The sequence below is a fragment of the Burkholderia cenocepacia genome, assembly GCF_014211915.1.
GTDB lineage: Bacteria > Pseudomonadota > Gammaproteobacteria > Burkholderiales > Burkholderiaceae > Burkholderia > Burkholderia orbicola.
Window position 1 is genome coordinate 2563355 of record NZ_CP060039.1, and the last position, 11547, is coordinate 2574901.

Here is an 11547-nt window from a genome sequence, read left to right on the forward strand (position 1 = left end):
GTTGAATCGGAACTTCGAAATCGGGCGGAACGAACGGCGGATGCGCCGTCCGGATCGGGGCTCCGTCAGGTCGCGAGCAGCAGCAGCACAAGCCCGAGCACCATCACGATCAGCCCGCCGATCCGGATATGATGCGGCGGCCGCTCGGCTATTCTACGAAACGTGTCGCGCCAGGCGACGGGAAACACGAAGGGGAACGCCCCCTCGATGATCAGCATCAGCGCTACTGCGAGCAACAACGAGCCAGCCAGGTCCATGCGAGCGACGGCGCCGCTCGACGCGGCGCCCCAAGGTCAATGTTTGCGGGGAGCAGGCGCCGCCGGTGCGGCACCGCCCGTCGGGCTGCGCATGAAGCGGAAGAACTCGCTGTCGGGATCGACGACGATGATGTCGTTGCGCTTGAACGTATTCCGGTAGGCCTGCAGGCTCGCGTAGAACTGATAGAACTGCGGATCGCGGCCGAACGCATCGGCGGCGATCGTCGCGGCCTTCGCATCGCCCTCGCCCTTGATCGTCTGCGCGGACTTGTATGCGTTCGCGAGCACGGCCTGCTGCTCGCGTTCGGCGTCGGCCTTGATCTGCTCGACGTCGGCCGCACCTTGCGCACGCACCTGGGCCGCCTGGTCGCGCAACGCGCCGATCATCCGTTGATAGACGGCGTCCGTCTGCGCGGCCGGCAGGTCGACACGCGTCAGCTGGACGTCGACGACGTCGACGCCGAAACCGGACGCTTGCGCCTTCGCCGCATCGCGCGCCGCATCGGCGATCGCACGCTGACCGCCGAGGGCATCGTCGAGCGCGCGCTTGCCGAATGCGTCGCCGAGCGCGCTCTTCAGCGCGCCCGACAGTCGTTCGACCGCCGCGGCCGGATCGCCGCCCGTCGCCGTGAAATATTTCATCGGATCGCTGATCCGGTACTTCACCGCATACGCGACGAGCAGGTCATGCTTGTCTTCGGTTGCCAGCTGCAGCGGATCGGCCGACTCGAGCGACTGCAGGCGCGTGTCGATCAGCGTGGCCGTCTGCAGCGGCGGCGGCAGCTTGAAGTGGACGCCGGGGCCCGCGAGTTCCGGCTGCGTACCGTCGCGCCCCGACAGCACGGCCGCATGGCGCGGATCGACGGTCAGGACCGTCGACGATGCCGCGAAGGCAACGATCACGATTGCGACGACGAGCGCAATGATTCGGTTCATGTTCTGCGCTCCCTGTTACTTCGTATCGTCTTCACGCGACCGGCTGCGAAACGCGTCGCGCGATCGCAGCACGTCGACACCCGACGCGGTGGCGGCCGGTGCGGCGCTCGCCGGCGCGGCAGCGGCTGCCGAGGGCGCCGTTGCGGCCGGTGCGGACGCCGCATCGGGCACGGATGCGCCGGTCGACGCCGCGGCGTTTTGCCGCCCCTGCTCGACGAGCTTGTCGAGCGGCAGATACACGACGCTGTTGCCGCCCTTGTTGCCGACGAACACCTTCGTCGCGTTCGAATAGATTTCCTGCATCGTCTCGAGGTACATCCGCTCGCGGATAACCGCCGGCGCCTTCGAGTACTGCGCGTAGACCTGCTTGAAACGGTCCGCGTCGCCTTCGGCTTCGGTGACCACGCGATCGGCATACGCCTTCGCTTCGTCGATGAGCTTCGCCGCATCGCCCTGCGCCTTCGGCAGCAGGTCGCTTGCATACGCCTGCGCGGCGCGCTTCGCGGCCTCGCGCTCGTCCCGCGCCTTCGCGACTTCGGCGTACGCGGCCTGGGTCTGCTCGGGCGCCGCGACGCTCTGCATCGTGACGGCCGTCACCTCGAGCCCCGACTGGTAGCGGTCGAGGTCGCGCTGGATCGCGGTGGAAAGCTGCTCGCGCAGCGCATCGCGATCCTGGTTCAGCATGTCGGCCGCGCTACGCGTGCCGACGATCGCGCGCACCGCGGCCTGCGCGGCCTGCGACACGCTGCGCTCGGGATCGACGCTGCGGAACAGGTAATCGGTGGCGGAACGAATCCGGTACTGGACGATGAAGCGCACGTCGACGATGTCGGCATCGCGCGTCAGCATCGCGGCTTCCTTCACGTTTGCAAGGCGCACGACGTTGTTGCGGCCGATCTCGATCGAGCGCACCTGCGACGTGTCGACGATCTCGTGCGACGCGAACGGATACGGCGCGCGCCAATGCACGCCCTGGCCGACCGTGCCCGACAGCTTGCCGAGCTGCAGCTCGACGCCCGTCTGGCCTTCCTGCACGACGAACAGCCCGCTGCCCGCATACACCGCGACCAGTACGCCGATCACGATGCCGACGCCGACCCGTGCGGCCCGGCCGTTGTCGGGACGGAAGCCGTTGCCGCCCTTGCCGCCGAACAGGCCGCTCAGGCGCCGGTTGAAGTTGCGCCACATCTCGTCGAGATCGGGCGGACCATCGCCGTCGCCGCCTTGCGGACGCTTCGATTCGTTCGCGCGCGGGCGGGACCCGTCCTTGCCATTGCCTTCGCCGCGTCCCCAGCGGGGATCGTTGATCGACAGCAAGGCGCGCATCCGCCGCCAGGTACTCCGCTCGTTGTATTCGTTCACCAGAGTTTGTTCACCAGATTGGACGCCGGCGAACCGGCCGGGACCGGTTAGCGCCCGTGTTCGGAAATCGTGTGGTCTTCGTGTGGTTCAGCGGACGTGCCATCGAGCGCGTCGGGTAACGTCGCGCTGGAAAGGTGTTCCGCGGAGGCGATTTCGGCGATGGCGGCACGCAACGTATCAAGACCCTGACCGGTGCGTGCGCTCAAAAAGACGCGCGAAATATTACCATACTCGTCCCGCTCGACCGCGTCGCCGCGGGCCGCCAGCTCGGGCACGGCGTCGATCTTGTTGAACACCAGCACCTGTCGGATCGTGTCCGCGCCGATCTCGTGCAGCACGCCGTTGACCTGCTCGATCTGCTCGAGCCTGACCGCGCTCGACGCATCAACTACATGCAGCAACAGATCCGCATGGATCGTTTCCTCGAGGGTCGCGCGGAACGCCGCGACGAGCTGGTGAGGCAGCTCGCGGATGAACCCGACCGTGTCGGACACCACGATCTGACCGACCTCGTCGCCGAGATACACGCGCCGCGACGTCGTATCGAGCGTGGCGAACAGCTGGTCGGCCGCGTATGCCTGCGCTTTCGTCAGCGCATTGAACAACGTCGACTTGCCCGCGTTCGTATAGCCGACGAGCGACACCGACATCGTGCCGCTGCGCGCGCGCTGCCGGCGCTGCGTGCTGTGCTGGCGGCGCAGCCGATCGAGCCGCGACTTCAGCATCTTGATGCGTTCGCCGATCAGCCGGCGGTCGGTTTCGAGCTGGGTTTCGCCGGGGCCGCGCAGGCCGATACCGCCCTTTTGCCGCTCGAGGTGGGTCCACGCGCGAATGAGCCGGGTCGACAGGTATTGAAGCTGCGCGAGCTCCACCTGCAGCTTGCCTTCGTGGCTGCGGGCACGCTGCGCGAAAATGTCAAGGATGAGGCTCGTGCGATCGACCACGCGCCTGTTAAGTGCCTGCTCCAGATTGCGTTGCTGGGCGGGCGCCAACGCGTGGTTGAAGATGACGATTTCGACGTTGTGCGCGTCGCAGGCAAGCCGCAATTCTTCGGCTTTGCCGCTGCCGATGAACATCTTGGCATCGGGACTGGCGCGACGACCGCTGAGGGTGACGGCGGGACGGGCCCCCGCGCTGGAGGCGAGAAGACTGAGTTCTTCGAGACTGGCCTCGAAATCGGTCTTGCCGAAATCGATGCCGACGAGCGCTGCGTTGATCAAATTATCGGGTGTCAAGATAAGGCGGCTGGCATCGGTCGCTCGCGGCGACCGGATGCCGGCCGCTGCGATAAGTTAGGACGAGGCTTCCGCGTCCGGGTGGAAATTCACCGGGCGCGCCGGCACGACCGTCGAGATGGCGTGCTTGTAAACCATCTGGGTCACCGTATTACGGAGCAACACGACGTACTGGTCGAACGATTCAATGTTCCCTTGAAGCTTGATGCCGTTGACGAGGTAGATCGAAACGGGAACGTGCTCTTTGCGCAGTGCGTTCAAAAACGGGTCTTGTAACAATTGCCCTTTGTTGCTCATGGCGTACTCCATCTTTTTTTGCAGGTTGATCTGGATTGGCGACGAAGAAAAAGAGATCCGGCGCCAATCGCTACACTATAGCTGATTTTGCCTGCCCCGCCCGGCCACTGGCCATGGGGCCGATGCCTTGCGGGGCGTGCGTCAGCCCTTGTCCGCGTACGGGTTGTTCGACGAACGGAACTCTATGCGCAATGGAGTCCCGGTCAGCGAGAAAGTTTCGCGGAATCGGTTTTCGAGGTAACGCTTGTACGTTTCCGTCACCGCGTCGAGCGCGTTGCCGTGGATCACGATGATCGGCGGATTCTGGCCGCCCTGGTGCGCATAGCGCAGCTTCGGACGCACCGGGCCGCGACGGCGCGGCTGCTGGAACTCGACGGCCTCGATCAGCGCGCGCGTGAGCTTCGGCGTCGGCAGCTTCGCCATCGCGGCCGCGTACGCGTCGTCGACCGAGCGCATCAGCGCGCCGATGCCCGTCTTCTTCGCGGCCGAAATGAAGTGCGATTTCGCGAAGTCGAGGAATTTCAGCTTGCGGGTCAAATCCGCTTTCGCGCGGTCGCGCGCGTGGTCGTCGAGACCGTCCCATTTGTTGACGCCGATCACGAGCGCGCGGCCCTGCTCGACGACGAAGCCGGCGATGTGTGCGTCCTGGTCGGAAATGTCCTGCTGCGCATCCAGCAGAAGAATGACGACGTTCGCGTCGGAGATCGACTGCAGCGTCTTCACGACCGAGAACTTCTCGATCGCCTCGAACACCTTGCCGCGGCGGCGCAGGCCGGCCGTGTCGATCAGCGTGTATTTCTTGCCGTTGCGTTCGAAGTCGACGTAGATCGAATCGCGCGTCGTGCCCGGCATGTCGAACGCGATCACGCGGTCTTCGCCGATCAGCGCGTTGACGAGCGTCGACTTGCCGACGTTCGGCCGGCCGACGATCGCGATCTTGATGCCGCGCGACGGATCGTCCTCGTCCGCTTCCTCGGGCTGGCCCGCGTACGCGACTTCGAGCGCCTCGTTGATCATGTCGGTCACGCCGTCGCCGTGCGCGGCCGAGATCGCGCGCGGATCGCCGAGCCCGAGCTCGTAGAAGTCCGTCGCGACCGCCGTGTACTTCATCCCCTCGGCCTTGTTGACGACCAGGAAGATCGGCCGGCCGGTCTTGCGCAGGTAGTCGGCGATCGACTTGTCCTGCGGCGCGAGCCCGTTACGGCCGTCGACGATGAACACGACGACGTCGGCTTCCTCGACGGCCTGCCGCGTCTGGCGCGCCATTTCGTGCAGGATGCCGTCCTTCGCGACGGGTTCGAAGCCGCCCGTATCGACGACCAGGTAAGGCCGTTCGCCGACGCGCCCTTCGCCGTAATGGCGATCGCGCGTCAGGCCGGGCAAGTCGGCGACCAGCGCATCGCGCGAGCGCGTGAGCCGGTTGAACAGCGTGGATTTCCCCACATTGGGGCGCCCAACGAGGGCAATGACCGGTTTCATCTGTGTTTTCTACGGTGAAGCGCAGCAGCGGGAGGCCCGCTGCTGCGGGCGGCTGCGCTGAATGAAAATATCACGAATTCGCGCCGCGCCGGATGCGCGCGCCGGGCACGCGTTGCGCGCCGTCGTCTTTCGTCTCGAACTGCCTTTCAAATACCGAGCGGCCGGGAACGCCGGCCGCCTTCAAGTCGCGCGGCCGCGGCGCGCGGGACCTGCCCGCCGCGCCACGGCCGCACCTGTTTGCTGCGCGTCAGCGCGGACGGAACCCGTACAGGCCGCCGTCCTTCGTCTGCACGACGAGCGTGTTGCCCGCGAGGACCGGCGCCGCCGTGATCGCGCTGCCGTCGGTCTTCATCCGCGCGATGAAGCTGCCGTCCTCGCGCGACAGGAAGTGAACGAAACCCTTGTAATCGCCCATCACGACCGCATGCCCGAGCAGGTACGGCACGCCGACGTCACGGCTCTTCAGCTTGTCGTTGCGCCAGAGCTGATTGCCCGTGGCCGCATCGTACGCGGTGACGACCGACCAGTCGTCGCCGCCGGCGACCACCGAATCGTCCTGCGCAAGGCCGCTGCGGCTCGAGAACGGCTTTTCCCACAGCGGCCGGCCCGAGTTTGCATCGAAGCAGCCGAGCTGCCCCTGGAACGTCACCGCGCAGGCTTCCGCGCCCACGAGCGTCGGCGGTCCGCTGACGTCGTTGATGCGCTCGACTTCGGTCACGCCCTTCGGGAACGACACCGGGGTTTGCCAGAACGGCTCGCCCGTCTGCAGGTTGATGGCCACCAGACCGCCGCCCGGGAAGCCCGCGAGCACGGCCGCGTCGCCCGCGAACGTCATGCCCGCCGACACGCGCAGGTTCAGCGGCACCGCGCGGTTGCGGTAGTTCCACTTCTGCTCGCCCGTCTGCGCGTTGAACGCGATCACCTGGCCGTCGATCGTGCGGACGATCACGAGGCCGTTGCCGACGAGCGGCGGCGAGAAGATCTCGCCTTGCACGCTGGTCTTCCACAGTTGCTTGCCGTCCGGGCCCAGCACGAACACGCCGCCCTTCAACGCACCGACCGCGGTCAGGTTGCCGTCGCTGCCGACACCGGCCGACAGATCCGAACCGACCTTCGAGCGCCACAGCGTCTGGCCCGTCTTCGCGTCGATCTTCTCGACCGCACCGTTTTCGCCCGCCGCATAGACCGCGTCGCCCACGGCCACCGGCGAGAACAGGTAGCGTCCGCCCTTGCCGACGCTCGCCTTCCAGACCTGTTGCACGTCCATGACGGGCTTGAACTCGGTGAGCGGCGTCGGCACGCGGCGCGCGTCCTTCGACGACGAGCAAGCCGTCAAAGCGAGGACAGCCGCCGCGCAGGCAACGGGCACAGCGTAACGTTTCAGCAAATTCATCGGTTAGCGAAGCAGAGTTAAGAGGTTGAGGGGACCGGAATTCAGCCGCCGAGCGCGTCCAGCTTGAACTGCACGAGCTGGCGCGCGGACTGGTCGTCCTTCGACAGGCCGTCGAGCGCGAGCTTGTAAGCCGCGCGCGCGTCGTCGGTCTTGCCTTGCGCGGCAAGCAGATCGCCGCGACGGTCGGCCACGAGGCCCTTGAATGCATCGACCGGCGTACCCGACAGCAGCGCGAGGCCCGCATCGTACGCCTTCTCGTCGAGCAGCAGCGACGCGAGACGCAGCTTCGCGATCTGCTTGTACTCGTCGTCCTTGGCGTGATCGACGGCCCATTGCAGCTGAGCCTTCGCGCCTGCCGCGTCGCCGGCCGCATACAGCGTCTTCGCGGCCGCGAGCGCCGTCATCTGCGCATACGGCGTGCTGCCGAACTTGTCTTCCATGTCGGCAGCCGCGCGGGCCATCGTTGCCTTGTCGTTCGCGGCGGCAGCCTTCTGGACCTGCTCGTACAGCCCGGACGCCTCGGCGGCCTGACGGCGCTGCCAGTAGTTCCAGCCGTTGAAACCGGCCGCGACGACGAGCGCCGCGAGCACGATCCACGTGGTGAGGTTGCCCCAGCGGGCCCACCACGCCTTGAGACTTTCAATCGATTCTTGTTCGTCGTGATAACTCATCGGCGAGCGATTCCTTCCTGTTCAGGCTTTTCTTGTCGAGCGGATGCCAGCGCGATCAGTCGTCGCCGTCTTCGGCGGATGCAACCATCGCATTGATTAGGAATTCGGTCAAGCTTTCGACCGGTACGGTCTGCTGAACGTTCTTTTCCCCTTCCGCACCCGCGCCGCGCAACGCTTTCACGCCCACCGTGCCGTTCGCGACCTCTTCTTCGCCGAAGATCACCGCGAACGCGGCGCCGCTCGCATCGGCCCGCTTCATCTGCGACTTGAAGCTCGCCGGCGCGCCGTCGGCGCTGCAGTGGAAGATCACGTCGAGGCCCGTGTCGCGCAGACGCTCGGCCGCGATGAACGCCTGTTCGCGCGCGGTGTCGCCCTGGTGCACGACGTACACGTCGACGCCTTCCTGCTCGGGCGCGAGATCCTCTTCCTTCAGCAGCTCGAGGATGCGCTCGATGCCCATCGCCCAGCCGCACGCGGCGGTCGGCTTGCCGCCGAGCTGCTCGATCAGCGGATCGTAGCGGCCGCCGGCCGCGACCGTGCCCTGCGCGCCGAGCTTGTCGGTCACCCACTCGAACACGGTCAGGTTGTAGTAATCGAGGCCACGCACGAGACGCGGGTTGATCTTGAACGGAATGTTGTTCGCGAGCAGCAGGCGCTGCAGCCCTTCGAAATGCGCGCGCGATTCGTCGCCGAGGAAATCGATCAGCTTCGGTGCGTTTTGCGCGATGTCCTGGAGCGCCGGGTTCTTCGTGTCGAGCACGCGCAGCGGGTTCGTATACAGGCGGCGCTTCGCGTCCTCGTCGAGCACGTCGGCAAACTGCTCGAGGTACTTGATCAGCTCGACGCGGTGCGCGGCGCGCTCTTCGGCGAGACCGAGCGAGTTGATCTCGAGCTTGATGCCGGTCAGGCCGAGGTCGTCCCACAGGCGCTGGCACATCATGATGATCTCGGCATCCGCATCGGGACCCGCGAAGCCGAGCGCCTCGACGCCGACCTGGTGGAACTGGCGATAGCGGCCGCGCTGCGGACGCTCGTGACGGAACATCGGGCCGATGTACCACAGGCGCTTCGGGCCGTCGTACAGCATGTTGTGCTCGATCGACGCACGCACGACGGCCGCGGTGTTTTCCGGGCGCATCGTCAGGTTCTCGCCGTTCAGCGCGTCGGTGAAGCTGTACATCTCCTTCTCGACGATGTCCGTGACCTCGCCGATGCCGCGCGTGAAGAGCTGCGTATGTTCGACGATCGGCGTGCGGATGTTCTGGTAGCCGTACGCGCGCAGCAGCGATTTCACGGTAGCTTCGAAGAATTCCCACAGGCCGGCATCCTGCGGAAGGATGTCGTTCATGCCTTTGACGCCGGTGAGCTTCTCGATCTTGCGTTTCTGTTCAGTCATCGTTCGTGTGTGTGGACGAATTAGTTCAGGGCCTCGGTGCGGCCGTAATTGCGTGCGACGTAGTCGCTGACGATCTGCTGGAATTCCTCGGCGATCCGCTCGCCGCGCAGCGTCTTGACCTTCTCGCCGTCGATGAAGACGGGCGCGGCCGGGTTCTCGCCCGAACCCGGCAGGCTGATGCCGATGTTCGCGTGCTTCGATTCGCCCGGGCCATTGACGATGCAGCCCATCACCGCGACGTTCATCTTCTCGACGCCCGGATATTCCTTGCGCCAGACCGGCATCTGCTCGCGCAGGTAGGTCTGGATCTGCATCGCGAGTTCCTGGAACAGCGTGCTCGTCGTGCGGCCGCAGCCCGGGCACGCGATCACCATCGGCGCGAACGAGCGCAGGCCCATCGTCTGCAGGATTTCCTGGCCGACGATCACCTCGCCGGTGCGCGACGCGCCCGGCTCCGGCGTCAGCGAGATGCGGATCGTGTCGCCGATCCCTTCCTGCAGCAACACGCCGAGCGCGGCCGTCGACGCGACGATCCCCTTCGAACCCATGCCGGCCTCGGTCAGCCCGAGGTGCAGCGCGAAGCCGCAGCGGCGGCCGAGTTCGCGGTACACGGCGATCAGGTCCTGCACGCCGCTGACCTTGCACGACAGCACGATGCGGTCACGGCCGAGGCCGAGCTCGACCGCGCGTTCGGCCGAGCCGATCGCCGACTGGATCAGCGCCTCGTACATCACGCTCTGCGCGTCCCACGGCTGCGCGCGCGCACCGTTCTCGTCCATCATGCGTGCGAGCAGGTCCTGGTCGAGGCTGCCCCAGTTCACGCCGATCCGCACCGGCTTGTCGTACTTCGCGGCGGCCTCGATCATCTGCGCGAACTGCGTGTCGCGCTTCGCACCCTGACCGACGTTACCGGGGTTGATCCGGTACTTCGACAGCGACTCGGCGCAGCCCGGATAGTCGCGCAGCAGCAGGTGGCCGTTGTAGTGGAAATCGCCGACGAGCGGCACGGTCACGCCCATCCGGTCGAGCTGCTCGCGAATCGCCGGCACGGCGGCCGCGGCTTCGGGCGTATTGACCGTGATGCGCACCAGCTCGGAGCCCGCATTCGCGAGTTCCTTGATCTGGATCGCCGTGCCGATCGCATCGGCTGTGTCGGTATTCGTCATCGACTGCACGCGCACCGGCGCGTCGCCGCCGATCGTCACGAGTTGCCCGCCCCAGCGGACATCCACCGCATGCGATACGCGGCGCGGCTGATGCCCGCCGAACACCGGCTCGGTTGAACAAATCTGACTGCTGCGTGGGGATTGAGCTTCGGATTGCATCGATAGATCCATTTACGCGGAATGCGCCGCAATGCGGCGCATGAATTGAAAAAGCGCCGTGCCCTCACGACCTGCCGAGATCGACGGCAGGCCTTCGCCACGGCGCTTGACGTCAGGGCAACGTGAACCGCGCCACGTTACCCCGCGCTGCCGAATATTTTGCCGGATCGACCGGTTTTCCGTCGAACGCAACCGCGTCGAGGCCGGCCTTGTTGCCGATCGTGACCTTGAACGGCCCGTCACCGGCAACCTGCTTCGTTTCGCCGGCACGCACCAGCGCCGAGAACAGCTCCTTGCCGTTCTTGTCGCGCACGCTGAACCAGCAATCCTGCTTGACCTTCAGTTCGACCATCGACTGACCTGCCGCCACCACGACGCTCGCCGGCTGGGCCGGCGCTGCCGCGCTGGCCGCCGCCGGTGCCGCCACGGGCTGCGACGCAGCCGCCGTCGCGACCGGGGCCGCAGACGCCGGAACCACCGACGCGATCGCCTGCGCCGGAGCAGCCGATGCAGCAGCCGGGGCCGGAACCTCATTCGTAACCGCTGCCGACGCGGCGTTCGTGGCCGCTTCGTCAGCCGACGACGATGCCGCCGGCGCACTCGCAGCCGACGCATGCTCGGCCTCGCCACCCTTGAAGCGTGCGAGCAGGCTCGACGAATCGCCGCCAGTGTGCCACATCAGTACGGCGACCACCGCGACGATGACGATCCCCGTTCCCCACAGCCAAGGATGGTGGCGCGACGAGCCGCCCAGCGGAATCGACACGCGGCCGCGCGGCAGATCCGTGCCCGACGACGCAGGCATCGACAGGTCGACTTCCGGCACCCCGCGCTCGCGGCGCAGCGCCTGCGCGAACGGCTCCGGATCAACGCCAAGCATCTTCGCGTAGCTACGCACGACACCAAGCGCGAACGTCACGCCAGGCAAATGACTGATGTCGCCAGACTCGAGCGCCCGGAGCTTTTGCGGCGCGACCTTGAGTCGCGCCGACACGTCGTCGACCGACCAGCCCTTCGTCTCCCGAAGCTGCGCCAGCCGGCTGCCGACCGCCGCCAGCGATTCCAGTCCGGCCGGTGCCGGCTTCGCGGCATTCGTCTCTGCGCCGTTAGACGGCTGCGGCTCACTCATCCTTGTCCTCGCGTCGATTCTTCTTCACTGGCGGCTGCCGCCGGCTTCTGCCGGCCGGCACCCGCAA

General features: G+C 66.4%; 11 protein-coding genes. All 11 read right to left on the reverse strand.

All coding sequences use genetic code 11. From position 1 onward, the window contains the following. Positions 1–65: 65 nt before the first annotated feature. The 11 genes from SY91_RS12175 to SY91_RS12225 all read right to left on the reverse strand — a co-directional run bounded on the left by SY91_RS12175 (position 66) and on the right by SY91_RS12225 (position 11480). Entirely contained in the window at positions 66–257 is a 192-nt protein-coding gene (locus SY91_RS12175) for a DUF2065 domain-containing protein (RefSeq protein WP_006478685.1), read from the reverse strand. A 36-nt stretch (positions 258–293) separates the two neighbouring features. Further along, on the reverse strand, positions 294–1193 hold the full coding sequence (gene hflC, locus SY91_RS12180) for a protease modulator HflC (protein WP_006478684.1): 900 nt from the start codon (positions 1191–1193) through the stop codon (positions 294–296). A 15-nt stretch (positions 1194–1208) separates the two neighbouring features. Continuing rightward, positions 1209–2555, reverse strand: a complete 1347-nt coding sequence (gene hflK, locus SY91_RS12185) for an FtsH protease activity modulator HflK (RefSeq protein WP_043888320.1) — start codon at positions 2553–2555, stop codon at positions 1209–1211. Between the two features lie 47 nt (positions 2556–2602). Continuing rightward, on the reverse strand, positions 2603–3775 hold the full coding sequence (gene hflX / locus SY91_RS12190) for a GTPase HflX (RefSeq protein ID WP_006478682.1): 1173 nt from the start codon (positions 3773–3775) through the stop codon (positions 2603–2605). Positions 3776–3847: 72 nt separating this feature from the next. Beyond that, on the reverse strand, positions 3848–4087 hold the full coding sequence (gene hfq / locus SY91_RS12195) for an RNA chaperone Hfq (protein WP_006399927.1): 240 nt from the start codon (positions 4085–4087) through the stop codon (positions 3848–3850). A 141-nt stretch (positions 4088–4228) separates the two neighbouring features. Next, positions 4229–5566, reverse strand: coding sequence for a ribosome biogenesis GTPase Der (gene der / locus SY91_RS12200; protein ID WP_011549692.1), 1338 nt, complete (start codon positions 5564–5566; stop codon positions 4229–4231). Positions 5567–5813: 247 nt separating this feature from the next. Continuing rightward, complete coding sequence (gene bamB / locus SY91_RS12205; protein ID WP_006478679.1) at positions 5814–6959, reverse strand: outer membrane protein assembly factor BamB; 1146 nt, start codon at positions 6957–6959, stop codon at positions 5814–5816. A gap of 41 nt (positions 6960–7000) precedes the next feature. Beyond that, positions 7001–7630 (reverse strand): tetratricopeptide repeat protein, encoded by a 630-nt coding sequence (locus SY91_RS12210; RefSeq protein WP_006478678.1) that lies wholly within the window; start codon positions 7628–7630, stop codon positions 7001–7003. 55 nt (positions 7631–7685) lie between these two features. Continuing rightward, entirely contained in the window at positions 7686–9026 is a 1341-nt protein-coding gene (gene hisS / locus SY91_RS12215; protein ID WP_011549689.1) for a histidine--tRNA ligase, read from the reverse strand. A gap of 20 nt (positions 9027–9046) precedes the next feature. Continuing rightward, positions 9047–10351 (reverse strand): flavodoxin-dependent (E)-4-hydroxy-3-methylbut-2-enyl-diphosphate synthase, encoded by a 1305-nt coding sequence (ispG, locus tag SY91_RS12220; protein ID WP_006483314.1) that lies wholly within the window; start codon positions 10349–10351, stop codon positions 9047–9049. A 112-nt stretch (positions 10352–10463) separates the two neighbouring features. After that, positions 10464–11480 carry a helix-turn-helix domain-containing protein gene (locus SY91_RS12225; RefSeq protein WP_023477352.1) on the reverse strand — a complete coding sequence of 339 codons (1017 nt, stop codon included), beginning with the start codon at positions 11478–11480 and terminating at the stop codon, positions 10464–10466. Between the last annotated feature and the right edge of the window lie 67 nt (positions 11481–11547).